Here is a 23,626-nt window from a genome sequence, read left to right on the forward strand (position 1 = left end):
CACAAATCGGCTGAATGAGCGAATAAATCGCACCTGCATCCGATAAAGTCTCCCGGGAGGAGGGGTGAGCTATGTCCGATTCTTGGCCGCGGCGGCGACTGCTCGCGATCCTACGTGGCGCCAGCGAGCCTCTCGACGCCCAGGAACTGGCCAGAATCACCGGACAACACGTCACCACGGTTCGGTTTCATCTCGACGTGCTCACCCGGGAATCCCTGGTGCGCCAATTCCAGCAACCGCCGCGCGGTCGCGGGCGTCCGCGAATCGGTTACAGCGCGGTACAGCGATCGGTCGGCTACCAGGATCTCGCCCAGGTGCTCGCCGATCAACTCGGCCCCGATCCGCGCAGGCGCTCCGAGGCGGCCATCGCGGCAGGCCGGGCCTGGGGCGCGAAGCTGGACGTCGGCGATCACCGGGTGGAATCGCTGGAGGACGCGAAAGACGTCACCATGACGCTGCTTTCGGAGCTGGGGTTCGCCCCTGAACGCGATCCGAACAACGACACCGCCGAGCAGGTGCTGGTCCGGCTCACCGCGTGCCCGCTGCGCGAACTCGCGCGCACGCACTCGGAGGTGGTGTGCGGCGTGCACCTCGGGCTGATCAAAGAGGTCCTGGATCGCAACGGCGCGCGCGGCGAGGTGAACGTGCGCCTGCACCCGTTCGTCGAGCCGGAACTCTGCGTGGTCCGGTTGGAACTGCTGGCGCGGCGGGAACAGGACGCGCGCCGCGAGCCGGACAATCGTGAGGTCGCCGCGGTGGCCGCGGTCGGCGACGCGGCCGCGTCGGTGGAACCGGTGATCGCGCCGCCGTCAGCGGGCCGGATCGCCCCACAGCTGCGTAACGGCGACCCCAACGTCGCCAAGCAGTCGGCGCAGCAGTGGTAGGCCGATACCGATCACGCTGGACGGATCGCCCTCGATCCGGTCGATGAACCAGCCGCCCAGGCCGTCCAGGGTGAACGCGCCCGCGACCTGCAGCGGTTCGCCGGTCGCGATATAGGCGTCGAGTTCGTCGGGCTCGGGCTTGCCGAAATGCACTGTGGTGGAACTGCAGTCGAGGGCCTCGGCGGTGCACTCGCCGTCCCGCAGCCGCAGGACGCAGTGTCCGGTCACCAGATCGGCGCTGCGCCCGGCCATTTCGCCCCAGCGGGCCCGGGCGACCGCGGCGGTGTGCGGCTTGCCCTGTAGTTCGCCGTCCACCAGCAGCATCGAATCACAGCCGACCACAACACAATCGGCGCTCAGTTCGGGAATAGTCGCGGCCACCGCCAAGGCCTTCGCCCTGGCCAGTTCGACGACCACGACCTGCGGTGCGGTGCCGGCGGGCAGTGCGGCCGCGACGGCGTCCTCGTCCACCTCCGATACCCGTACGACCGGGTCGATGCCCGCCGAGCGGAGCACTTCCCGGCGGGCCGGGGACGCGGAGGCGAGAACGAAGGTGGTCACCCGCGCAGGTGCGACAGCTGCGGGAAGGCGTAGGGCGAGAACGGCGAGGTGCCCCGATGCATGAAGGTGGGGCGGCCCCACATGTCGACCGGGCCGGTCGAGCCCGCGGCGGCGGCGTCCTCGGCGGCCGCGGACAGCACGCAGACCAGCGCGGCGATCTCCTCGTCGCTGGGGTTGCCCTTCAGCACCCGGAAGAACGGCTCCCCGGTCGCGGCGGTTTCGGCGGCGGCCGCCGTGCCCTCGGCCGACTCGGCCTGGTCGGGCATTGCGCCGACGGAGAGGTCGAGTTCGGCGGCGGTCAACACATCTTCTTCTGCCACGGTCGTCACAGTGCCAGATCCTCTCTTTGCCTGATCAGGCGTGTTCCTTGTTCGAAACTAGCGGTCGATGACGCGATCATCCTCGGATCCACTCATTGCGTCGCTCTCACCAGTGTGCGCGGCGTACCGAGGGTATCGCTTGATCACAACGGGATGTTGCCGTGTTTTTTCGGCGGCAGGCTGACCATCTTGCGTTCGAGCAGCCGCAGTGCCGACACGATCTGACCGCGGGTGTGCGAGGGCGGGATGACCGCGTCCACGTAACCGCGTTCGGCGGCGACGTAGGGGTTCACCAAGGTGTCCTCGTACTCGTTCTGCAGTTCGAGCCGCAGCGCGTCGACGTCATCGCCGCTGTTGGCGGCGTCTTGCAGCTTCTTGCGGTAGACGAAACCGACCGCCCCGGACGCGCCCATCACCGCGATCTGCGCGGTGGGCCAGGCCAGGTTCACGTCGGCGCCCATGTGCTTGGAACCCATGACGTCGTAGGCGCCGCCGTAGGCCTTGCGCGTGATGACCGTGATTTTTCCCACAGTGGCTTCGCCGTACGCGTACAACAACTTCGCGCCGCGCCGGATGATGCCGTTGTACTCCTGCCCGGTACCCGGCAGGAAGCCCGGCACGTCGACCAGGGTGAGGATCGGGATGTTGAACGCGTCGCAGGTGCGCACGAAGCGCGCGGCCTTCTCCGAGGCGTCGATATCCAGGCAGCCGGCGAACTGGGTCGGCTGGTTGGCGACGATGCCGACGCTGCGGCCGTCGATCCGGCCGAAGCCGACGATGATGTTCATCGCGCGCTCGGCCTGCACCTCGAGGAACTCGTCGTCGTCGAGCAGGCGACGGATCACCTCGTGCATGTCGTACGGCTGGTTCGGCGAGTCCGGGATGATCGAATCCAGCTCGAGGTCCTCGTCGGTGAGCGAGTCCTCGATCGCGCCGTCGATCGGGTCCGGCGCCGGGAAGCGCGGCGCCTCGGCGCGGTTGTTGCTCGGCAGGTAGGACAGCAGATCCTTGACGTAGTCGAGCGCGTCCTGCTCGCCGGAGGCGACGTAGTGCGCGACACCGGATTTCGTCATGTGGGTGTGCGCGCCGCCCAGGTCCTCCATGCTGACGTCCTCGCCGGTGACCGTCTTGATGACGTCGGGTCCGGTGACGAACATCTGGCTGGTTCCGTCGACCATCACCACGAAGTCGGTCAGCGCGGGGGAGTACACGTGGCCACCCGCGGCCGGGCCCATGATCAGCGAGATCTGCGGGATCACGCCGGAGGCCTGCACGTTGCGGTGGAAGATCTCGCCGTAGAGGCCGAGCGAGACGACGCCCTCCTGGATGCGCGCACCGGCGCCCTCGTTGATGCCGATCAACGGGCGGCCGGTCTTGAGCGCCAGGTCCATCACCTTGACGATCTTCTCGCCGTAGACCTCGCCGAGGCTGCCGCCGAACACGGTGACGTCCTGGCTGAAGATGCACACGTCGCGGCCGTCGATGGTGCCGTAACCGGTGACGACACCGTCGCCGAGCGGGCGATTCTGCTCCAGTCCGAAATTGACGCTGCGGTGGCGGGCCAGCGCGTCGAGCTCGACGAAGGAACCCTCGTCGAGCAGCGCCAGGATGCGTTCGCGGGCGGTCATCTTGCCCTTGGCGTGCACCTTGTCGACCGCGGCCTCGCCCATCGGGTGCTTGGCCTCTTCCAGCCGATTCCGCAGATCAGCCAGCTTCCCGGCGGTGGTGTGGATGTCGGGGGCGCCCGCCGGGTCTTGCGCGGACTGCTGCTGGACACTCGTCATGGCTCCGGAGTGTAACGAGTGGCAGTCCTTCTCTCTAACCGAGTAGGGGCTACCGACCGGTAAAAACGCCCAGCTAGATCAACGTTGCGCCGGGAAAGTTCCAGGTCGTCGGTGGCGTTTCCATTCGGCAGAAAATGAGTATCGCCGCGACCGGTGCCCCGGATACCCTGGAGTGGTCAAGTTTTCGCGCTCCGACGGGGGAGCCGGGATAGGAGAACACACGCCCAGGCAGACAGCTACACCGCCCAGGCAGCTCAGGGGAGGAGCACAGTATGTGGGGATGGAGCACGACCATAGCCGAACACGCCGCCGCGGGGGCATTCACGAGGTGGCCGGTGACCGAGCCGGAGCCGACGATCGTCGATCCGGATTTCCGGACCGAGGCCGAGCAGGGGGAGGACGCGCCCGCTGAGCAAGCTGCACGGGCACCGAGCTGCGGTTACGACCTCGTCGGATAAACCCATCAGCGCCCGGCAGGTGTCGGGCACGACCTCGCGCACCGAGTAGCCTGCCCGTGTGGACAGGCCCCCTTTGGATGCAGAGCAGTTGCGGCGCAGTCTCATCGAGTCGCCCGAGCTGTCGTTCTTCCACCACATCGAGGTGGTGGAGTCGACCGGGTCCACCAACGCGGACCTGATCGCGCGAGCAGGCGAACCAGACGCCGATCGCGCGGTACTCCTCGCAGAGCAGCAGGAGCAAGGGCGCGGCAGACACGCACGCACCTGGATCAGCCCGGCGCGGGCACAGATCTCGATGTCGCTGCTGGTGCGGCTACCCGGGATCGAGCCCGCGGTCCTCGGCTGGCTGCCGTTGCTCACCGGCATCGCCGTGGTGGACGCACTGCGCGCGACCGCCGGTGTGCACGCGAACCTCAAATGGCCCAACGATGTGCTGATCGATGGCCGCAAAGTGGCGGGCATCCTGGCCGAGGTCGCGGTGAGCGGCGAGGTGCCTGCCGTGGTGATCGGGATGGGGCTCAACGTGAGTCTCACCGAGGCCGAACTCCCGGTGCCGCATGCGATTTCGCTGTTGCTGGCGGGTGCGGGCGAGACCGATCGGACGCAACTCGTGCAGGCGATGCTGACCGAGTTCGCCCGGCGCTTCATCGCCTGGCGGGACGCAGGCTGGAAGACCGCCGACCTGGCCGCCGCCTACCGCGAGCGGTGCGCGACGTTGGGCAAGCAGGTGCGTGCCGAACTGCCCGGCGGGCAGACGCTGACCGGCGTCGCCACTGATATCGACGACGCGGGCCGCCTGCTGATCGGCGATCGTCCGGTCTCCGCGGGCGATGTCACGCATCTGCGCGCCGACTACTGAACCGCCTGTCCCGCACTCGAATTCAAGTGCAGGACATCGGTCGGTGGCTCGGCCGGCGCTTCGGGCGGGCACGCGGACGCCGCGCCGACGCGGGCCGGCCGACGATTGTGCAGCACGACGCGGTGCGGTGTCAGGCATTTCGGCATCTGCACGCGGTACTGTTCGACCATGGGTTATCCGGAGGATGTGCTTGCGCCGGAAGAGCAGCTGATTCTGCATCGTCATCCGCACTGGAAGATGCTCTTCTGGCCGATCGTGACGCTGATCGTCGCCACCGCACTCGCCGGGTTCGCGGGGGGCCTGGCCTCGCGTAAAGCGCCCGAGGGAACCGCGCGTACCGCGCTGCTGATCGCGGTGCTCGCCATCTGGCTGATCATCGTCGTATGGCGTTGTGTCGCACCGATTCTCGGCTGGAAGTCGACGCATTTCATCATCACCGACCGGCGCGTGCTGGTCCGGCAGGGCGTGCTGACGCACACCGGCATCGACATCCCGATGAGCCGCATCTCCAGCGTGCAGTTCCGGCACGGGTTGTTCGACCGGATGCTCGGCACCGGCACGCTCATCATCGAATCGTCGTCCTCGGAGCCGCTCGAGTTCGACGACATCCCGGCGGTGCAGCGGGTGCACGCGCTGCTGTACCACCAGGTGTTCGAGGTCGAGCAGGGTGACAACGGTCGCGACGCGTACTCGCGTGAGCGCGGCGACTATCGATGAGTGTTCGCGTTAACCTGGGCGTATGACGGCCGTACTGCTAGCTGAAGACGACGAGGCGATCGCCGCGCCGTTGTCGCGCGCCTTGGGGCGCGAGGGGTACTCGGTGACCGTCGAGCGCTTCGGTCCGGCCGTGCTCGAACGAGCCCTGGAAGGGCATCACGATCTGCTGATCCTCGACCTCGGCCTGCCCGGCATGGACGGGCTGGAGGTGTGCCGTCAGGTCCGGGCCAGCGGCGCGGACATCGCCGTGCTGATGCTCACCGCCCGCACCGACGAGGTCGATTTCGTGGTCGGCCTCGACGCGGGCGCCGACGACTACGTCGGCAAGCCGTTCCGGCTCGCCGAACTGCTGGCGCGGGTGCGAGCCCTGTTGCGGCGCAGCGGGATCGGCGACGACACGGTGGAGGTCGGCGGCATCCGGCTGGAACCGGCCGCGCGCCGGGTGCTGGTGAACGGCGCCGAGATCGGCTTGGCCAACAAGGAATACGAGTTGCTGAAGGTGCTGATCGACCGGGCCGGTCAGGTGGTGCCGCGCGAGACCATCCTGCGCGAGGTCTGGGGCGACGCCGAGTTGCGCGGCTCCAAGACGCTGGACATGCACATGTCCTGGCTGCGTCGCAAGATCGGCGACGAGGGCCCGATGGCCGAGCGGCGCATCGTCACCGTCCGCGGTGTCGGCTTCCGGCTGAACACCGACTGACGTGCGGCGCAGAATCCTGCGGTCCATGCTCACCGTGCTGATGCTCACCACGGTGGTGCTCGGCGTGCCGCTCGTCTACACGGCCTGGCTCTGGGTCGAGGACATCACCCGCGACGATCTGCAGAGCAAATTGGAACGGATCGCCGCGGCGATCATCGTGCAGGAGCACGGCGACGGCATGGTGCTCGGGGAACTGGATACGCGCGCGATGGAACCGGTGCTGCCCGCGGACGCCAAACTCACCATCGTCTATCCGGCCCCGCAGGACAACGCGTCGCGGGTGGACATCGGTGTGGACGAGGTGAAGGACCCGTTGGTCGAATCACTGTCCATGGGTCAGCGCGGGTCGCTGCGGCTGGAGGTGCCGTCCGCGCCGATGCACGCCAGGCAGCAGCAGGCCGTCGCGGTGGTCGCGCTGGCCGTGCTCGCCTCGCTGGGCGCCGCGGTGTCGGTCGCGGTGGTCACCGCCCGGCGGGTGGCCGATCCGTTGCGTGACGTGGCCGCCAGGGCCGCCAGACTGGCCATGGGTGACTTCCGCCCGGACCCGCGTCGGCACGGCATCTCCGAACTGGACCGGGTTTCCGACGTGCTCGACTCCGCGACCGTGGAGATCGCCGGGCGCCTGCAGCGCGAGCACGCACTGGTCGCCGACGTCTCCCATCAGCTGCGCAGCCGGCTCACCGCGGTCCGGCTGCGCCTGGACGAGCTGTCCGCGCACGCCGATCCCGAAGTGGTGCACGAGGCCGAGGAGGCCATGGCCCAGGTCGATCGGCTCACCGACGCGATCGACGATCTGGTCCGCGCGTCCCGGGACGAGGACGCCGCCGACCTCGACCCGGTGCCGGTGATGGAGGAGCTGCGCGGCGTGGTCGCCGAATGGACGCACCCGTTCTCCGAAGCCGGTCGCACCCTGACGCTCATCGGCGACGAATCGCTGCGCGCCCCGATCACCGGTTCCCGGCTGCGCGAGGCGGTCGCGGTGCTCGTCGACAACGCGCTCATGCACGGGGGCGGCACCTGCACGGTGTCGGTGCGCACGGTGCGGCCCGGTATCGATCGCGATCCGCTGGTCTGTGTGGAGGTGGCCGACGAGGGCGACGGCATCCGGGACGAACTCGCGCCGCACATCTTCGACCGCGGCTTCTCCGCGGGCGGCTCGACCGGTGTGGGGCTGGCGCTGGCGCGGGCCTTGGTCGAGGCCGACGGCGGGCGGCTGGAATTGCAGCGGCGCAGGCCCGCGCTGTTCGCGGTGTTCCTGAATTCGGCCGCGTACCGGACGCAGAACTCGGTGGTGCCGGAACCGCGGTGAATCAGGCCCGCACCGCGTCAGTTACGGCCGAACTGCTCTTCGACGATCTCGTCGAATTCGGCGGCGATCTCGTTCATCTCGTCGGGGAACACCCAGCGGCGCATCGCCCAGAAGCGGAACGCCATCTGCAGCAGGTTGCCGATGATGAAGGCGCTGATGAAGTCCGCGATGTTCTCGACGGTGAAGCTCACATCGGGCTGACGCAGGTCGAAGACGTAGCTGGAGATCCACAGCGGGATGAAGGCCAGCACCACGCCGACGCCGCTGACGCCGAAGAACAGCAGCGCCTCATGGTGTCGTTCGCGCCCGCCCCGGTTCCGGAACGACCATTCCCGGTTGAGGATGTAGGACGCGATCACGGCGATGACGCCGGAGATGATCTTCGCGGTGACCGGTTTCTCCGACAGCACGGTCCACTTCAGGACGTAGAAGATGCCGCTGTCGATCACGAACGTGGTCGCGCCGACGATCGCGAACTTGATCAGTTCCCGATGGCGGAACGCGATCCTCGCGAGAGGCCTGGGCAGGACGCGGACCACGTCGTCGACGAATGACACGGGGCCGAGTGTACCGGTCGGGGTCATTCGCGCCGGACATGACAATATTGTCCGACGTGGACGCAGTACGTTCCTTCGAATCCTCGGGTATGCCCACCGTCACCATGATCGGTGGCGGTCAGCTGGCGCGCATGACGCACCAGGCCGCCATCGCGCTCGGCCAGCGGCTACGGGTGCTCGCCGAACGCCCCGACGACCCGGCCGCCCAGGTCAGCCCCGAGGTCGTGCTCGGCAGTCACGCCGACCTGGCCGCGTTGCGCAAAGCCGCGGTCGGCTCGCACGCGCTGACCTTCGACCACGAGCACGTGCCCACCGAACACCTGGAGGCGCTGGTCGCCGAGGGCGTGAACGTGCAGCCGCCGCCGCAGGCGCTGGTCTTCGCACAGGACAAGCTCGCCATGCGGCTGAAGCTGTCCGAGCTCGGCCTGCCGGTGCCCGCGTTCACGCCGGTCGGCTCGGTCGAGGACGCGGTGCGGTTCGGGGACGAGCACGGGTGGGCCGTGGTGCTCAAGGCGGTGCGCGGCGGCTACGACGGCCGCGGTGTCTGGATGCCCGCGTCCGCGGCCGAGGCCACCACGATCGTCACCGAGCAGCTCGCGCACGACGTGCAATTGCTCGCCGAAGCCAAGGTCGACCTGAAGCGAGAGCTGTCGGCGATGGTCGCGCGCTCGCCGTTCGGGCAGGCCGCGACCTGGCCGGTGGTGGAGACCGTGCAGCGCAACGGCCAGTGCGCCGTGGTGATCGCGCCCGCGCCGGACCTCGACGACGACCTGGCCGCGCAGGCGGAGACGCTGGCGCTGCATCTCGCGAAGGAACTCGGCGTGGTCGGGGCGATGGCGGTGGAGCTGTTCGAAACCCACGACGGCGAGCTGCTGATCAACGAGCTGGCGATGCGGCCACACAACTCCGGGCACTGGGGGATGGACGGCGCGCGCACAGGTCAGTTCGAGCAGCATCTGCGCGCGGTGCTGGACTATCCGCTCGGCGACACCAGCCCGCTGGCCCCGGTCACCGTGATGGCCAATATCCTCGGCGCGGCCGAGGCGCCCGCGATGACCATGGACGAGCGGCTGCACCACCTGTTCGCGCGGATGCCCGACGCGAAGGTGCACCTGTACGGCAAGGGCGAACGCCCGGATCGCAAGATCGGGCACATCAACATCCTCGGTGACGATGTCGCCGAGGTGCGGGAGAAGGCCGAACGCGCGGCGCAGTGGATGTCGCGCGCGGTATGGACGGATGGATGGGATCCCCACCAGTGAGCGAGGCGCACGCATGACCACTCCGCAGGTAGGCCTGATCATGGGCAGCGACTCCGACTGGCCGACCATGGAGGCCGCCGCGGAAGCGCTGGCGGAGTTCGGGATTCGTTTCGAGGTCGGTGTCGTCTCGGCGCACCGCACCCCGCAGCGGATGCTCGACTACGCGCGCGAGGCCGCGGGCCGCGGCCTCCAGGTCATCATCGCCGGTGCGGGCGGCGCCGCCCATCTGCCCGGCATGGTCGCCTCCGCGACCGCGCTGCCCGTCATCGGCGTCCCCGTCCCGTTGAAGTACCTCGACGGCATGGACTCGCTGCTCTCCATCGTCCAGATGCCCGCAGGCGTCCCGGTCGCCACCGTCTCCATCGGTGGCGCCCGCAACGCGGGCCTGCTCGCCGTCCGCATCCTCGCCGCCCACGACCCCGCCCTACGCACCCGCATGGAACAGTTCCAAGCCGCTTTGGAACAAATGGTCCTCGACAAAGACGAGGCCCTGCGCACCAAACTCCTCGGCTGATCAGCCGTCGAGGCCGCCTGCGCGTAGGGCCGCAACCGCTTCCACGAGGCCCGCGCTATCCAGCGCGTCGAGCACATCCTCGACGGTTTCCGGCGGATTGATGTGCGAGTCCGCGATCTGCTGGATGCACGCCCAGACCACTCGGTCGTCGAAGTCGATCTGGTCGAGCAGAAAGTCGTCGGGACTCTGTGCCTCGATATTCCACGGTGCCAACGCATCTGAAGGAAAGTCGGCGAGGTTGGACGTCACAATGACCTGGGCGCCGACGGCAATGGCCGCCGCGAGTACGTGGCGGTCGTCGGGGTCGGGCAGCTTCAGACCCTCGATGAGAGGCTCGTAGCCGTAGACGAGACTGTCTGGAACTGCCTTGTTCATCAGTCCGCGAAGTCGGGTCAGTTTCGGGGTGGGAATGTCGGGCCGTTTGTCCGCCAGACTCGCCAGAGCTTCGTCGAGGATCTTGTCCGTCCATTTCGCTTGCACGGAGCCGGACATCGCAATTCGAATCAACAAGTCGCGTAGCGCATTTCCGTAGAGGACGTTGGCGTCGTACACCACGACGAAGGCCATGGTCAGATGCCGAGATCTTGGCCGAGATGAGCGAGTTCGTCTGCTGCGGCTTTGCTTTTCGCTTGGTTCCGCTGCTGGTATTCCTTGAGGTCTTCGTATCTGATCCGCCGATGACGGCCGACGAGGCGGAACGGAATCTCGTCGGCCTCCAGGAGAGCGATCACATACGGGCGGGAAACGTTCAACATGTCGGCTGCTTGCTGAGTAGTGAGTTCGGCATGCGAGGGAACTACCGACACGCCGCGGCCTTCGGCGGCCTGCGTCAGGATGAATGCGAGCAGGCTGACAGCTTCTCGGGGCAGGACCAGAGCGTCTTCGCCTGGGTGCTCTCTCGTCACCTGGATGTTTTGTTCCGTGGGGTGCTGCATCAGGTAGTCCTTGATCCGCCGCATGGCACGGGCGGCCACATCGGCATCGATCTTTCCGGGTTCTGTCCGCTTCGCAGCCTGCAAACGCGCCACGCCAATCACCTCCTTATTCGCAGTATACGAAACAAACGAAATATTCGAAAGAGGCTGCGTCGGCGTGGCGTCGGCCCGCGGCTCGCTACGGTTGGTTGGTGACTACTGGTGAGGGGCGGGTGCGGGGGGAGGACAACGCGGAGTTTCGGCTGGCGGTGGTCGATCAGGCGTTGCGGTTGTTCGCCGAGAAGGGGTATGAGGCGACGACGGTCGACGAGATCGCGGAGGCGGCGGGGATCTCACGGCGCACGTTCTTCCGGCAGTTCCGCTCGAAAGAGGACGTGATCTTCGCCGATCACGAATCGCAGCTGGCGCGGGCGGCGGAGTTCCTGGCGGCCACGCCGGGAGATCCGTGGGAGATCGTGTGCGAGGCCGTGGTGCAGGTCTTCGTGCGGTTCACCCAGTGGCGCGAGATCGCGGCGCGGCGGTATCAGGTGGTGCGCCGAGTGCCCGCGCTGCGGGAGCGGGAGATCGTGACGGTCTTCCGGTACGAGCGGCTGTTCACCGACTACCTGCGGGAACGCCTGCCGGAGGTGCCCGATCTGGCCCGGGTGCAGTACACGGCCGCGGTCACCGCGACACACAACTACCTGTTGCGCCGGATGGTGCGCGGCGAATCCGACGCCGGTGCCGCGGACCTGCGCGTGGAACTCGCCGCGATTCCGCGCGGCGACGGCAGGCGGGCCGCGGCCGACGAAATGGTGGTCGCGGTGTTCCCGCGCGACACCCCGGCCCGGCAGGTCGCCGATCTGGTGGCGCGCAAGCTCGGTAGTCTTTGAGCCGGGTCCAGTGCGACCAATCTGACACTGAGTGCCAGAAAGTATCCGCACGTTGCGGCGATGTATGGGCGTACACTGGGCCAAGATATGGCACCGAGTGCCGAAGTGTGGCAATGCTCGGGCAGTGCCGGCATGTACCGACGACCAGGAGTGAGCCCCATGGCGGGAAACCCCGATTTCAACCTGTTCCAGCTCGAGGACTTCCACGACGAACTGCGTGCGGCCATCCGCGGGCTGGCGGAGAAGGAGATCGCTCCGCACGCCAAGGACGTCGACGGTAACTCCCGCTTCCCCGAGGAGGCGCTGTCCGCGCTGAACGCGGCGGGCTTCAACGCGGTGCACGTGCCCGAGGCGTACGGCGGCCAGGGCGCGGACTCCGTCGCGACCTGCATCGTGATCGAAGAGGTCGCGCGCGTCTGCGGTTCCTCCTCGCTCATTCCCGCGGTCAACAAGCTCGGCACCATGGGCCTGATCCTCAACGGTTCCGAGGAACTCAAGCAGCAGGTGCTGCCCGATATCGTCAACGGCGAGATGGCCTCCTACGCGCTGTCCGAGCGCGAGGCCGGTTCGGATGCCGCGAGCATGCGCACCCGCGCCAAGCAGGAGGGTGAGGACTGGGTCCTCAACGGCTCCAAGTGCTGGATCACCAACGGCGGCAAGTCTTCCTGGTACACCGTCATGGCGGTGACCGATGCGGACAAGGGCGCCAACGGTATTTCGGCCTTCCTGGTGCACAAGGACGACGAAGGTTTCGTCGTCGGCCCGCTCGAGCACAAGCTCGGCATCAAGGGATCGCCCACGGCCGAACTGTATTTCGAGAACTGCCGGGTGCCGGGTGACCGGATCGTCGGCGAGCCGGGTACCGGTTTCAAGACCGCGCTGCAGACCCTGGACCACACCCGCCCGACCATCGGCGCGCAGGCGGTCGGCATCGCTCAGGGTGCGCTGGACGCCGCGATCGCCTACACCAAGGACCGCAAGCAGTTCGGCAAGACCATCGCCAGCTTCCAGAACACCGAGTTCATGCTCGCCGACATGGCGATGAAGATCGAGGCGGCCCGCCTCATGGTCTACACCTCCGCCGCCCGCGCCGAGCGCGGCGAGAAGAACCTGGGCTTCATCTCCGCCGCCGCCAAGTGCTTCGCCTCCGACGTGGCCATGGAGGTCACCACCAACGCCGTCCAGCTCTTCGGCGGCGCCGGCTACACCACCGACTTCCCGGTGGAGCGCATGATGCGCGACGCCAAGATCACCCAAATCTACGAAGGCACCAACCAGATCCAGCGCGTCGTCATGAGCCGCGCCCTGCTGCGCTGATCCACGCGGGCGAGAAGCCAACGGTGGCACCGGGTTTCGGTGCCACCGTTTTTCGTCAGGCGCTCATGGCGGGTTCTCGGAGCAGGGGGGTCGGTAGGGGAGCGGCGTGCAGGACCGTGAGGGTGCTCACGGCTCGGGTGAGGGCGACGTAGAGGCGGTGCAGGCCACGGGGTTCCGCGTCGACGATGGTGGCGGGCTCGACGACCACTACGGTGTCGAATTCGAGGCCTTTCGCCAAGGTGACGGGGACGAGGTTCAGGCGGGCGTCGATACTCGCCTCGTCGGTGCCGAGCAGGGTGTGCGGAAGTCCCGCATCGGTCAACGAGCGGTGGAATTCCGGGATATCGCGGTCTGCGGCGATGATCCCGATCGATCCCGCCTCGGAAAGTGCTCTGGCACAGGCGGTTACGGCAGTGTCGTGCAGCTTCGCCGGGGACGTGCGCAGGATGCGCAGAGCCTCGGCGGACTGCCGGAACGAGGACGGTCCGCGCAGGTCCGGGGCGATATGCGGCAGCAGGCGGGCCGCGTAGTCGATGACCTGGGCCGGCACGCGATAGCCGCGCGTCAATTCCTCGATCACACCGTCGGTTCGGTCGAGGTGGCCGAGGACTTCGGCCCAGTCGGTGACGGCCGAGGGGCTGGTGGCCTGCGCGAGATCGCCGAGTACCGTGCAGGATCCGGTTGCGCGGCGGGCGATCGCCCGCAGCTGCATGGCGCTGAGGTCCTGGGCTTCGTCGACCACGATGTGGCCGAGTTTCGCGGGCCGTTCGATCATGCTCGCGGCCTCGTCGATCAGCACGAAATCTGCCTTGGACCATCGCATCTGGCGCACCGTGCGGGGCCGCGCCGTGGACAGGACCGCACTCTGTTCGGCGGGCGAGAGCAGGTCGTGTGCCAGCTGGGCCAACTGCTCCCGGTCGGTGAGAAGATCGAAAACGACTCGGGCGGAATCGGTTTCCGGCCACATCCGCTGGACGGCGCGCACGATCGCCTTGTTCCGGCACAGCTGCCGCAGCGTCGCGTCGGTGGTGCTGTGTCCCGCCTGTTCCATCCGGCGCAGCACGAGCAGAGCCAGCCGCTGGCCGAGTAACTCGATCCCCGTGCGGTAGTCGGTCCCGCGGGCGCGTACCTCGTCGAGTTCTTCGGCGATCTCGTCGGAGTACAGGTGCCAGGTCCGTTGCAGGTGCTTGACCGGCACGGTCTCCTCGAGGGGCCGGACGCGCGACCACAGCAGACGGCGAATGACCTCGGCCATCCTGGCGTCCCCCTTGATCCGCTCGGTCTGCGGATCATCCACGTGCGCAGGGTCATTCGAGCCGGTGAGTTCCTCGACGGTAGTTTGCAGCACGGCCACTTCGCCCAGGGCGGGCAGCACATTGCGGACGTAGTCGAGGAAAGCGCGGTTGGGTCCGATGACGGCGACCCCGCCCTCCCGCTGCAACCGTTCCCGCTCGGTGAACAGCAGGTACGCCAGCCGGTGCAGGCCGACGGCGGTCTTGCCGGTGCCGGGCGCGCCCTGAATGCAGAGCGTGCGTTCCAGTGGCGCCCGGACGAGTCGCATCTGTTCGGGTTGGATGGTGGCGACGATGTCGCGCATCGGCCCCTTGCGCGGCCGTTCGATTTCCGCGGCGAGCAGCCGGCCGTCGCGGTCGGCGCCGTGGCCGTCGAGCGCTTCGTCCTCGAAGGCGGTGAGGGTGCCGGTGTGATCGAAGCCGAATCGGCGGCGCACCCGCACGCGCATCGCGTCCTGCGGATCGGCCTCGTAGAAGGCTCGCGACAGCGGCGCCCGCCAGTCGATGACCAGCAGCTCCCCGCGCTCGTCGGCGATGCCGCGGCGCCCGATGTAGACGCGGTCGCTGTCCGGCGCGGACGAGGGCGCGCCGACCTCGCGGACCTTGTCGTAGAGTTCACCCGGCGGAAAGTCCAAGCGCCCGAAGAACAGTGGGACGTCGTCGAAGCCGGATAGCTCCTCGATCTGCTTCTTGTGGAACTCGCGCGCGGCGAAGTTCTGGAATTTGTCGAACACGTCGCCTTGACCCAGACCGTCCGCCAGTGCCGTGACCGCGGCGTCGCGCATGCGGGTCAGCGCGGCGCGGCACGAGGTCAGGTAGTCGCGTTCGGCACGGATTTCGGGCTCGACAGGATCGTGCTGCATCGGCTCCCCACCTCGGTTCGGAAATTTAACCCGGTAAACAATACAACCGAGTCAATTTGTAGGCCAAGGTAATTTTCTCTACGCTGGCCTCATGGAGGCACCAGGGCTGCGCGAACGCAAGAAGCTCCGGACGCGTCAGGCGATCCTGGACGCCGCCTTCGCGCTCTTCGAGGAGTCGGGTTTCGACGGCGCTTCGGTCGCCGAGATCGCCGCCGCCGCCGAGGTCTCCAAGCCCACCCTGTTCGCCTACTTCCCGGCCAAGGAAGACCTGGTACTGCACCGATTCATGGACGGCGGCCGCGGGTCCGCGCACGTCGTCCGGGAGCGCGCGGCCGGCACGACGCCCTTGGCGGCCCTGCGTCAGGACTTTCTCGACCGCCTCGCGGACCGCGACCCGCTCACCGGCCTCAACGACACCCGCGCCGCCGTCACGTTCCACCGACTGCTGTATTCGACGCCCGCTCTGATGGCGCACCTGTCCGGCTACATGATCGACCAGGAACGCGATCTCGCCGCGGCGCTGCTCGCGTCCGGCGAGCCGCGCGACGAGTTCACCGCGCACCTGATCGCGGCGCAGGTCTTCAGTGCCCAGCGCATTCTCACGTCCTACAACGCCGAGGCAGTCCGGGCGGGCCACCCCGTCGAGGACATCTACCCGATCGCGGTCGCCCGTGCCGAAACCGCCTTCGAACTCTTGGCGCACAGCCTCGCGAGGTCCTCGCAAGGCGAGTAGCGCGGTCGGCTATCTGCCTTCGATCCGCGTCTGATTGCCCGCGTTCCCGGCTTGATCGCCCGCGTATCCGGATTGACTGCCCGCTTGATTGCCCGCGTTCCCGGCTTGATTACTCGCGTTCCCGGATCGACCGCCGGCGTTCCCGGATTGATCAGGCACGTCCGGCGATTCGTCGCCCGAGTGATCACTGCCGCCGCGTTCGCTCGGACCGCTCGGCCGATTCTTGTCCGGACCAGCCGTTTGACCGTCGAGTTCACCGCCGGGATTGCCCTGCTCCACGCAATTCTTGAAATCGGCGTAGCCGGCCGATTTCCGCGCGCACCGTTCCGCGACTCCCGGGTCCGTCGGCGCCGCGGCGGCGAGGCCGGTGCCGCCGAGTGCCGCCGCGCCCAGCAGTGCGACCAGGCCGATCAATTTCGAGCTCCGGTACATGCCCTACTCCGATCACAGAGATGGAATCCATCGGCAACCGCATCGAGCAACCCGAAACTATCAGCTGGCGCGCGCTCCGGCGCTCAGCCGGCGGCGGGCCCGGCCGGCGGCGGGCATTGCGCCGGGACGGCCGCGCCCACGGCCCGGGTCATCCGTTGCGGCCGGTGGCGGCGGTGAAGACGCCCGGCGGGAACGCGCCGGCCGCGACGATGGTGCGGGACAGGGTCTTTCCGATTTCGGCGAGGCGGGTGGCGCCTGCGTCGCCGAGGGCGGACCAGGGGGCGAGCGCCATATCGTTGGTCGCGGCTTCCACGTCGGCGCGCAATTGGGTGCCGGCCTCGGTCAGGGTGTCGTCGGCGGTGAGGAGGCCGCGCATGCGCAAGGCGGCGGCCGCGTCGGTCCACTGCTGTTCGTTCCAGCCGCGGGTCTGCTGGGCGGCGAGCGGGGTGAAGCCGCGTCCGGTCGCGGTGTGGGTGATCAGGGCTTCGATGCCGCTGAGCCCGGCGGCGAGCAGTGCGGCGATGTGGCCGTCGCCGCGGTGTTCGCGCAGCAGGGTGATCGCGTGCCAGAGGACGAGCAACGGTTCGGTCGGCCACGGTAGGTCGGCGTGTGCGGCGTGGAGCGGACGCCCTTCCGCTGTGCAGGCGGTCGCGGCGGTGCGAGCCAGTTCGGCGGCCTCGCGCACCTCGGCCGAGTCGGCGGCGGCGCCGAGCAGGCGGCGCAGGGCCGCGTCGACCGATGCCAGCCGCGCCGTCACCACGGCCTCGGGCGTGGCCTGTGACCACGCTCGCGGGATGTGCCGCGCGACGAGGTCGGGATTGAAGTTGTAGAAGGTCGCCGCGACCACACCCGGCCCGACCGCGCCCATCGGGGCCGCGCGTCCGGCGAAATAACACATCCTGCCCGGCCGGAGTCCGGCCTCGACCAGATACTGCTCCGTTTCCGGCGCGAAATAGGTCATCGAATGGATGGTTTCGAGGGCTCGCGCGCAGCGGCCCGCGTCGGTGCTGTCCATGCGCCGACCCTAACGCCGATCGGTGTCGGACTCAGCCGACGAGATCGGCGTATTCGCGGTGTTCGGCGATGTACTTCTCGACGTACCAGCAGGTGGGGACGACGGTGAAGCCGTTGGTGCGCGAATCCCGCAGCGCGAATTCGACCACCTGGGCGGCGACGCCGCGGCCACGGAACTCGGGGAAGGTCATGGTGTGGTGGAAGTCGCGAACCTTCGTTTCCTCCCGCTCGGCGTAGTCGGCGTAGCCGGCGAGGGTGTCGTCGAGGTAGATCTCGAAACGGGTGTCGGCGACGTTGTGCTCGAGCCTGGTGGTCATGATTCGGTGAAACTCCTTCGCGGCCGGGAATGTTCCATGGGTTAGAGAATCGCGCCCGGGTTGAGGATGCCGTTCGGGTCGAGCGCGTCCTTGATGCGCTGGGTCAATGCCATCACGTCGGCGCCGAGTTGGTCGGGTAGCCACGCCTTCTTCAAGCGCCCGACTCCGTGCTCGCCGGTGATGGTGCCGCCGAGCGCGATGGCCAGGTCCATGATCTCGCCGAAGGCGCGGTGCGCGCGTTCGGTCATGGCGGCGTCGGCCGGGTCGTGCACGATCAGTGGGTGCGTGTTGCCGTCGCCGGCGTGCGCGATCACCGAGATGGTCACCTCGTTGCGCGCGGCGATCTCGGCGACACCGGTCACCAGGTCGCCGAGCCGGGGCAGCGGGACGCCGACATCCTCGAGCAGCAGTGCGCCCAGCTTCTCCACCGCGGGAATCGCGAACCGCCTTGCCGCGGTGAAGGCTTCACCTTCCTCGGCGTCGGCGGTGTGGAAAGCTTCGGTCGCACCGGCCTTTTCGCAGGCGGCCAGCATGATCTCGGCTTCCCGCCCGGCGAATTCGCCGGGCGCGTCCGAGCGCGCGACGAGCAGTGCGGCGGCCTTGCGATCCAGGCCCATCCGCAGTTCGTCCTCGACCGCGTTGATCGAGACCGAATCCATGAATTCCAGCATGGCGGGCCGCAATTCGCCGGTGATGGCGAGGATCGCGTCGACGGCGGCGGTCAGTGTGGCGAACGAGGCGACGACGGTGCTCTGCGGCGGCTGGGCAGGCAGCAGGCGCAGCGTCAGCTCGGTGATGACGCCGAGCGTGCCCTCGCTGCCGACGAACAGTTTGGTCAGCGACAGCCCGGCCGAATCCTTGAGCCGGGGCCCGCCGAGCCGCAGCACCGTCCCGTCGGCGAGCACCACCTCCATGCCCAGCACGTAATCGGTTGTCACGCCGTACTTCACGCAGCACAGCCCGCCCGCGTTGGTGGCGGCGTTACCGCCGATCGAGCAGATCTCGAACGAGGAGGGGTCGGGCGGATACCAGAGCCCTTGCGCGGCGACGGCGCGTTTCACCTCGGCGTTCAGCAGGCCCGGTTGCACGACCGCGGTCCGGGTGACCGGGTCGACGGTGATCGCCCGCATCCGCTCGGTGCTCAGCACCAGTCCGCCGTCGACCGCCGTGGCACCGCCGGACAGCCCCGACCCGGCACCGCGCGGCACAACGGGCACGCGTCGCTCGTGCGCCCAGCGCAGCGCCGCCGCGACATCCTCGGTGCTCGTCGCGCGCACCACCGCGACCGGCGTGCCGGCCGCGGGATCGCGCGCCCAGTCCTGCCGGTAGCTCGCCAGCAGATCAGGGTCGGTGACGACCGCACCCTCGGGCAGTCCGTCGATCAAGTCACTAACGTCCACAACTCCACGCTAGTCCGCCGGGGCACGCCACGGCCGCCTCGACGGATCGACGCGGCGTTGCCGGATGATCATCTGGTGGTCACCTGCCGCTGGCACCCTGGCAGCGTGCACGAGCCGGCGCAGACCACCGACAACATTGCCGACCGCTTCACCCGATGGTGTGAGGCGGTCGTCGCACGGCTGCCTTGGGGACTGAATCGTCTTGTCGCGCCGACCTTCCTCGGCTTCGCGCTGATCAACAGCTTCACCTTCGGCGTCGACCTGGCCCTGCTCACCCTCTTCCATGGTGGATTGGGCCTGCCGGTCTGGCTGTCGGTCTCCGTCGCGTACGTCTGTGCCTTCGGGTTGAGTTTCGTGCTCAATCGCACCTTCAACTTCCACTCGCACGCGCCGGTCGGCAAGCAGGCCGGGGTCTACGTGGTGGTCGTGGCGATCAACTACGCCGCGTTCATCCTCGGCGTCGGCAGCGGGCTCACCGCGCTCGGCGTCGACTACCACCTGGCGCGGTTGCTCGCCGGCGGCTGCGAAGCGGTCTACATGTACAGCGCGATGCGCTGGGTCGTGTTCCGCCGCGACGCGAAGGCCGAACCGGCGCCCCCGCGCGACGTGCGGTCACCGATGTCCTAGCCGCGGCGGAAGACCACCGTGTCCGGCCTCCGTGATCAGCCGGTATTGCTCACGACCCCACTGACTTGATCAGCACCTCTGTGCGATCGCCGTCGACGACGATCGCGTCGTCGTCGGTGAGCGCCCAGTGTGCGATGCCTTCGGCGCGATAGGACTCGGCGAGCCGGTCGCACAGGCCGAGCGGATCGGTCGGCGAGGCGATGTGCGGCACGATCCGCTGCTGCACCAAACCCAGTCCGTCCCAGAGCGGTTCGATCCCGCACGTCGGCTGGACCTCCGCCGGGTCGTCGGAGGATTCCAGTCCGTGCAGATCGGGGGTCAGCACGCAGGCGCCGGCGCTGTAGCCCGCGTACACGAGCGCGTCGGCCGCCAGCAGCCGGGGGAGCACGACATCGGCTCCGCTGCGGGCGAATTGGGCGCGCAGCACGAAGGTGTTGCCGCCGCGCACCCACAGCAGCGGGAACTCGGCGAGCGTGCGCTCCAATTCCGCTGGGCGGCCGACGAAATCGCGCAGATCCACCGTCTCCGGCTCGTACCCGAGCCGGCGCAGCGGGACGATATCGCTGATGATCGCCGACTCCCACAGCTCGGGCCAGGCGTCACAGGCGTTGGGAATCAACGCGACTCGGCCTGGCGCGCCGACCAGGGCGGCGAGCCGGTCGTAGTGCGCGCCGAACCGGTAGCTGGACAGGAACAGGCGCATCAGATGGTGAACGCGAGATTCTGCACGAGCCGTTGCCCGAGTTCCTGATCGCCGCTGATGGTGATCTGGTCCGAGTGCTGCTCCGCGGTGGTCCGCCCGCCGCCGAGCCGGACGAAATCCGCTGCGGGCAGATGGATGTCGACGGTCGGGGCGCCGTCGAAGGCGTCCACGAAATTCGCCCGCTCCGCCACCTGGATGTGCAACGAACGCGCCAGTGGTCCGGTCAGCGAGAAGGTGATCCGTGCACCGTCCGGTGCGCCACCCTTTTTCACCACGATCCGCGGGATGCTGCCGAGGAACTCGGTGAAGGCGAATTCGCCGCGCTGCCCGCCCTCGTCCACCTGGACGCCCAGCGCGTCGGCGATATCGAGTTCGTGCATCCAGCAGTCGAACAGCCGCACCCGCATGAACCGGCCGTAGCTGACCAGCCCGATCGGCGACTGGGTCTGGGCCTGCCATTCTTCGTCGCCGAGCGCGCGCAGCGCCGCCCGCCGTCTGCCGGTGACGTCCTGGAACAGCTCCAGCAACCGTTCGCCGGACAGCGGCCGCAGCCGGTCCACCCAGATCTCGTTGAGCACGCCGGTCTCGTTGCGGATATGCGGCAGCGTGCGCACGTCGGCCTTGGGTGTCAGCGGGTCGTGCGCGGGCGGCCGCTCGCCGAGCAACCACGATTCGGTGCCGACGACGTGCGCGACCACGTCGAACACGGTCCAGCCGGGCAGTGCCGTCGATGTCCGCCACTGGTTTTCGTCGAGTCCGGTGACCAACGCGGCGATCGCGTCCCACTGCTCGGACAGCAGCCTGGTCAGCTCGGCCCGGTCCAGGGTCGGATCGATCATTCGTGTGCTCCTTCTTCCGGCCGGTCCGCGCCCGGCCGCTCCCGACTCGATGCTTCGTCTTTTTCCAGCGCCGCGATACCGGCCTGGATGGCGGCCGCGGTCGATTGCGGATCGTGTGGCCTGCGCAGCAGGAAGCCGGCAGCGAAGCGCAGCTTGTCGCCGTGGCTGCGCGGGATCACGTGCAGATGGACGTGCGGAACGGTCTGAAAAGCGGCAGTGCCGTCGTTGAGCACCAGGTTCGCGCCGTCGGCGGCGAGCGGGCTGCGCCGGACCGCGAGCGCGAGCCGATGCCCGGCCCGGAAGACGTAGGCGCCGAGTTCGGCGTCCAGATCCTCGAGTTCGGTGGCGTGCTGTTTGGGGATCACCAGCGTGTGCCCGCGGGCGATGGGCCGGATGTCGAGAAAGGCGCAGAGCGAGTCGTCCTCGTACACCTTTGTTGCGGGGGCAACGCCGGCCACGATGCGGCAGAAGACGCAGTCGGTCACAGGCTGGACCTTACGGCGTACGAGCGGCCCGGAACACCCCGGCGCGAGAATCGATCATGATGCACGTCACTTCCCAGGCCTGGCGTCCCCCGCCTGACCTGGTGCCGAACCTTCGAGTAAGTAATGGACCTGCACGTTCGGTCTTGTCGCGGGCAGCCGCGGCGACCACCATCAGAACCGGCGCTCATCCGTACAACCACCGCGCAGGAGGTGACCCCGATGACCTCGAGAACCCGGCATATCGCCGGAATCCGGCGCGATCGTGTGACGGGCGTCTCAGCGGTCCGCACAACACGCCGGGTACAGTTGCGAGGATTTGGGCGACCTTACTCTGAAGTAACATCGTCCGGCCGTCCATCTGTTGCCTGCAAGCTCAGCACAAGAAGGAACTGACATAGTGGAGACAACGCAGAGCGTAGGCGATCAGTCGCCACGCGGCGCGCGTGTCGGAGTCGTTCGCGAGTCCAACGCGGGCGAACGACGTGTCGCATTGGTGCCGAAGATCATTCCGACCCTGCTGAAGCAGGGGGTGCAGGTGGTGGTCGAGTCCGGTGCCGGTCTCGGCGCGCTCATTCCCGACAGCGCCTATGAAGAGGCCGGCGCGACGATCGGCGACCCCTGGTCGGCCGAGGTGGTCGTGAAGGTCGCCCCGCCCAGCGATGCCGAGGTGGCGAAGCTGTCCGACGGGCAGACCCTGATCGGGTTCCTGGCCCCGCGTAACGCGGACAACCAGATCGGCAAGCTGAAAGCCGGTGGCGTGCAAGCGTTCGCGGTCGAGGCGATTCCGCGGATCTCGCGGGCGCAGGTGATGGACGCGCTGTCCTCGCAGGCCAATGTCGCGGGATACAAGGCCGTGCTGCTCGCGGCGTCGGAGTCGACGCGCTTCTTCCCGATGCTCACCACCGCGGCGGGCACCGTGAAGCCCGCGACGGTGCTGGTGCTCGGCGTGGGTGTCGCGGGCCTGCAGGCGCTGGCCACCGCCAAGCGCCTCGGCGGCCGCACCACCGGGTACGACGTGCGGCCCGAGGTCGCCGATCAGGTGCGCTCGGTCGGTGCGCAGTGGCTCGATCTCGGCATCGACGCGGCCGGTGAGGGCGGCTACGCCCGCGAGCTCACCGACGAGGAAAAGGCCAAGCAGCAGCAGGCTTTGGAAGACGCGATCAAGGGTTTCGACGTGGTGATCACCACCGCGCTCGTACCCGGCCGTCCCGCACCGCGTCTGGTGACCGCGGCCGCCGTCGAGGGCATGAAGCCCGGCAGCGTGATCGTCGACCTGGCCGGGGAGACCGGCGGCAACTGCGAACTCACCGAGCCGGGTGAGACCGTGGTCAAGCACCAGGTCACCATCGCCTCGCCGCTGAACCTGCCCGCGACGATGCCCGAGCACGCCTCGGAGCTGTACTCGAAAAACATTGCGGCACTGCTGGAACTGATGCTGAAGGACGGTGCGCTGGCACCCGACTTCGAGGATCAGGTGCTCGCCGATTCCTGCGTCACCCGGGAGAGGGAAGCCTGATGTACACCGAACTGCTCGCGAACATCGCGATCCTGGTGCTCTCCGGGTTCGTCGGGTTCGCCGTCATCTCGAAGGTCCCCAACACCCTGCACACCCCACTCATGTCCGGTACCAACGCCATTCACGGCATCGTCGTGCTCGGCGCGCTGGTCACCCTGGGCAACGTGCAGGACCCTTCGATCCTGACCCAGATCATCCTGTTCGTCGCCGTCGTCTTCGGAACCCTCAATGTCATCGGTGGTTTCGTGGTGACCGACCGGATGCTGGGCATGTTCAAGGGCAAGAAAGCGGCAGCAGCGCCGGCGAAGGCAGCAGGAGCGCAGCCTGCGCAGCGACGAGACGGGGCAGCGTGATGC

28 protein-coding genes are annotated in these 23,626 nt (G+C 68.1%); 14 read left to right on the forward strand and 14 right to left on the reverse strand.

Annotation, left to right across the window (positions count from 1 at the left end):
- Nucleotides 1-71 precede the first annotated feature (71 nt).
- Complete coding sequence (locus O3I_RS05860; protein ID WP_014981976.1) at nucleotides 72-884, forward strand: helix-turn-helix transcriptional regulator; 813 nt, start codon at nucleotides 72-74, stop codon at nucleotides 882-884.
- Here O3I_RS05860 and O3I_RS05865 read toward each other — a convergent pair.
- The 3 genes from O3I_RS05865 to O3I_RS05875 all read right to left on the reverse strand — a co-directional run bounded on the left by O3I_RS05865 (nucleotide 810) and on the right by O3I_RS05875 (nucleotide 3,549).
- Nucleotides 810-1,445 (reverse strand): nucleoside triphosphate pyrophosphatase, encoded by a 636-nt coding sequence (locus tag O3I_RS05865; protein WP_014981977.1) that lies wholly within the window; start codon nucleotides 1,443-1,445, stop codon nucleotides 810-812. The genes O3I_RS05860 and O3I_RS05865 overlap by 75 nt on opposite strands.
- The gene (locus tag O3I_RS05870) at nucleotides 1,442-1,774 is read right to left on the reverse strand and encodes an acyl-CoA carboxylase subunit epsilon (protein ID WP_014981978.1); all 333 of its coding nucleotides are present in this window, start codon (nucleotides 1,772-1,774) and stop codon (nucleotides 1,442-1,444) included. The genes O3I_RS05865 and O3I_RS05870 overlap by 4 nt, the downstream gene beginning before the upstream one ends.
- Before the next feature lie 134 nt (nucleotides 1,775-1,908).
- Nucleotides 1,909-3,549, reverse strand: coding sequence for an acyl-CoA carboxylase subunit beta (locus O3I_RS05875; RefSeq protein ID WP_014981979.1), 1,641 nt, complete (start codon nucleotides 3,547-3,549; stop codon nucleotides 1,909-1,911).
- A gap of 335 nt (nucleotides 3,550-3,884) precedes the next feature.
- On the opposite strand from O3I_RS05875, the gene O3I_RS46760 reads away from it, so the two are divergent.
- From O3I_RS46760 to O3I_RS05895, 5 genes are all read left to right on the forward strand, one after another.
- Nucleotides 3,885-4,007: a hypothetical protein gene (locus O3I_RS46760; protein ID WP_272944288.1), complete on the forward strand. Its 123-nt coding sequence runs from the start codon at nucleotides 3,885-3,887 to the stop codon at nucleotides 4,005-4,007.
- A gap of 58 nt (nucleotides 4,008-4,065) precedes the next feature.
- Entirely contained in the window at nucleotides 4,066-4,866 is an 801-nt protein-coding gene (locus tag O3I_RS05880) for a biotin--[acetyl-CoA-carboxylase] ligase (RefSeq protein ID WP_041562431.1), read from the forward strand.
- A gap of 168 nt (nucleotides 4,867-5,034) precedes the next feature.
- Complete coding sequence (locus O3I_RS05885; RefSeq protein WP_014981982.1) at nucleotides 5,035-5,583, forward strand: PH domain-containing protein; 549 nt, start codon at nucleotides 5,035-5,037, stop codon at nucleotides 5,581-5,583.
- 22 nt (nucleotides 5,584-5,605) lie between these two features.
- A complete protein-coding gene (locus O3I_RS05890) occupies nucleotides 5,606-6,283 on the forward strand; it encodes a response regulator transcription factor (protein WP_014981983.1) in 678 nt (225 codons plus the stop codon).
- A gap of 1 nt (nucleotide 6,284) precedes the next feature.
- Nucleotides 6,285-7,592 carry a sensor histidine kinase gene (locus tag O3I_RS05895; protein WP_041562432.1) on the forward strand — a complete coding sequence of 436 codons (1,308 nt, stop codon included), beginning with the start codon at nucleotides 6,285-6,287 and terminating at the stop codon, nucleotides 7,590-7,592.
- 17 nt (nucleotides 7,593-7,609) lie between these two features.
- Here the strand turns inward: O3I_RS05895 and O3I_RS05900 are convergent, their stop codons facing one another.
- On the reverse strand, nucleotides 7,610-8,149 hold the full coding sequence (locus O3I_RS05900; RefSeq protein ID WP_029897843.1) for a GtrA family protein: 540 nt from the start codon (nucleotides 8,147-8,149) through the stop codon (nucleotides 7,610-7,612).
- 38 nt (nucleotides 8,150-8,187) lie between these two features.
- On the opposite strand from O3I_RS05900, the gene O3I_RS05905 reads away from it, so the two are divergent.
- The gene (locus O3I_RS05905; protein ID WP_041563432.1) at nucleotides 8,188-9,411 is read left to right on the forward strand and encodes a 5-(carboxyamino)imidazole ribonucleotide synthase; all 1,224 of its coding nucleotides are present in this window, start codon (nucleotides 8,188-8,190) and stop codon (nucleotides 9,409-9,411) included.
- Between the two features lie 13 nt (nucleotides 9,412-9,424).
- Nucleotides 9,425-9,925, forward strand: a complete 501-nt coding sequence (gene purE / locus O3I_RS05910; RefSeq protein WP_041562433.1) for a 5-(carboxyamino)imidazole ribonucleotide mutase — start codon at nucleotides 9,425-9,427, stop codon at nucleotides 9,923-9,925.
- Here the strand turns inward: purE and O3I_RS05915 are convergent, their stop codons facing one another.
- Both O3I_RS05915 and O3I_RS05920 read right to left on the reverse strand, forming a co-directional pair.
- Nucleotides 9,926-10,492 carry a PIN domain-containing protein gene (locus O3I_RS05915; RefSeq protein ID WP_014981988.1) on the reverse strand — a complete coding sequence of 189 codons (567 nt, stop codon included), beginning with the start codon at nucleotides 10,490-10,492 and terminating at the stop codon, nucleotides 9,926-9,928.
- 2 nt (nucleotides 10,493-10,494) lie between these two features.
- Nucleotides 10,495-10,953 carry a helix-turn-helix domain-containing protein gene (locus O3I_RS05920; protein ID WP_014981989.1) on the reverse strand — a complete coding sequence of 153 codons (459 nt, stop codon included), beginning with the start codon at nucleotides 10,951-10,953 and terminating at the stop codon, nucleotides 10,495-10,497.
- Between the two features lie 98 nt (nucleotides 10,954-11,051).
- On the opposite strand from O3I_RS05920, the gene O3I_RS05925 reads away from it, so the two are divergent.
- On the forward strand, nucleotides 11,052-11,732 hold the full coding sequence (locus O3I_RS05925; RefSeq protein ID WP_041563433.1) for a TetR family transcriptional regulator: 681 nt from the start codon (nucleotides 11,052-11,054) through the stop codon (nucleotides 11,730-11,732).
- 159 nt (nucleotides 11,733-11,891) lie between these two features.
- The gene (locus tag O3I_RS05930) at nucleotides 11,892-13,049 is read left to right on the forward strand and encodes an acyl-CoA dehydrogenase (protein WP_014981991.1); all 1,158 of its coding nucleotides are present in this window, start codon (nucleotides 11,892-11,894) and stop codon (nucleotides 13,047-13,049) included.
- 55 nt (nucleotides 13,050-13,104) lie between these two features.
- Here the strand turns inward: O3I_RS05930 and O3I_RS05935 are convergent, their stop codons facing one another.
- Nucleotides 13,105-15,204, reverse strand: a complete 2,100-nt coding sequence (locus O3I_RS05935) for a HelD family protein (RefSeq protein WP_014981992.1) — start codon at nucleotides 15,202-15,204, stop codon at nucleotides 13,105-13,107.
- Between the two features lie 91 nt (nucleotides 15,205-15,295).
- On the opposite strand from O3I_RS05935, the gene O3I_RS05940 reads away from it, so the two are divergent.
- On the forward strand, nucleotides 15,296-15,937 hold the full coding sequence (locus tag O3I_RS05940) for a TetR/AcrR family transcriptional regulator (protein ID WP_014981993.1): 642 nt from the start codon (nucleotides 15,296-15,298) through the stop codon (nucleotides 15,935-15,937).
- Nucleotides 15,938-15,946: 9 nt separating this feature from the next.
- On the opposite strand, the gene O3I_RS05945 is transcribed toward O3I_RS05940, so the two are convergent.
- From O3I_RS05945 to O3I_RS05960, 4 genes are all read right to left on the reverse strand, one after another.
- The gene (locus O3I_RS05945) at nucleotides 15,947-16,369 is read right to left on the reverse strand and encodes a hypothetical protein (RefSeq protein WP_014981994.1); all 423 of its coding nucleotides are present in this window, start codon (nucleotides 16,367-16,369) and stop codon (nucleotides 15,947-15,949) included.
- Nucleotides 16,370-16,517: 148 nt separating this feature from the next.
- Entirely contained in the window at nucleotides 16,518-17,384 is an 867-nt protein-coding gene (locus O3I_RS05950) for an SCO6745 family protein (protein WP_014981995.1), read from the reverse strand.
- Nucleotides 17,385-17,415: 31 nt separating this feature from the next.
- Complete coding sequence (locus tag O3I_RS05955; RefSeq protein ID WP_014981996.1) at nucleotides 17,416-17,700, reverse strand: GNAT family N-acetyltransferase; 285 nt, start codon at nucleotides 17,698-17,700, stop codon at nucleotides 17,416-17,418.
- A 41-nt stretch (nucleotides 17,701-17,741) separates the two neighbouring features.
- Nucleotides 17,742-19,100, reverse strand: a complete 1,359-nt coding sequence (locus O3I_RS05960; RefSeq protein ID WP_041562434.1) for an FAD-binding oxidoreductase — start codon at nucleotides 19,098-19,100, stop codon at nucleotides 17,742-17,744.
- 105 nt (nucleotides 19,101-19,205) lie between these two features.
- Between O3I_RS05960 and O3I_RS05965 the strand changes: the two genes are divergently transcribed.
- A complete protein-coding gene (locus O3I_RS05965) occupies nucleotides 19,206-19,727 on the forward strand; it encodes a GtrA family protein (RefSeq protein ID WP_051066901.1) in 522 nt (173 codons plus the stop codon).
- 49 nt (nucleotides 19,728-19,776) lie between these two features.
- Here the strand turns inward: O3I_RS05965 and O3I_RS05970 are convergent, their stop codons facing one another.
- The 3 genes from O3I_RS05970 to O3I_RS05980 are packed head-to-tail and all read right to left on the reverse strand — an operon-like array spanning nucleotide 19,777 to nucleotide 21,754.
- The gene (locus O3I_RS05970; RefSeq protein ID WP_014981999.1) at nucleotides 19,777-20,430 is read right to left on the reverse strand and encodes a Type 1 glutamine amidotransferase-like domain-containing protein; all 654 of its coding nucleotides are present in this window, start codon (nucleotides 20,428-20,430) and stop codon (nucleotides 19,777-19,779) included.
- On the reverse strand, nucleotides 20,430-21,269 hold the full coding sequence (locus tag O3I_RS05975; RefSeq protein WP_014982000.1) for a maleylpyruvate isomerase family mycothiol-dependent enzyme: 840 nt from the start codon (nucleotides 21,267-21,269) through the stop codon (nucleotides 20,430-20,432). Before O3I_RS05975 ends, O3I_RS05970 begins: the two co-directional genes overlap by 1 nt.
- Nucleotides 21,266-21,754, reverse strand: a complete 489-nt coding sequence (locus O3I_RS05980) for an HIT family protein (RefSeq protein WP_014982001.1) — start codon at nucleotides 21,752-21,754, stop codon at nucleotides 21,266-21,268. The genes O3I_RS05975 and O3I_RS05980 overlap by 4 nt, the downstream gene beginning before the upstream one ends.
- Before the next feature lie 397 nt (nucleotides 21,755-22,151).
- Here O3I_RS05980 and O3I_RS05985 point away from each other — a divergent pair, with 397 nt between their 5' ends.
- Nucleotides 22,152-23,270 carry a Re/Si-specific NAD(P)(+) transhydrogenase subunit alpha gene (locus O3I_RS05985; RefSeq protein WP_014982002.1) on the forward strand — a complete coding sequence of 373 codons (1,119 nt, stop codon included), beginning with the start codon at nucleotides 22,152-22,154 and terminating at the stop codon, nucleotides 23,268-23,270.
- The gene (locus O3I_RS05990; protein WP_014982003.1) at nucleotides 23,270-23,623 is read left to right on the forward strand and encodes an NAD(P) transhydrogenase subunit alpha; all 354 of its coding nucleotides are present in this window, start codon (nucleotides 23,270-23,272) and stop codon (nucleotides 23,621-23,623) included. Before O3I_RS05985 ends, O3I_RS05990 begins: the two co-directional genes overlap by 1 nt.
- The last annotated feature ends 3 nt before the right edge of the window (nucleotides 23,624-23,626 follow it).

Origin of the sequence: Nocardia brasiliensis ATCC 700358, from assembly GCF_000250675.2 — a bacterium.
Taxonomy (GTDB): domain Bacteria; phylum Actinomycetota; class Actinomycetes; order Mycobacteriales; family Mycobacteriaceae; genus Nocardia; species Nocardia brasiliensis_B.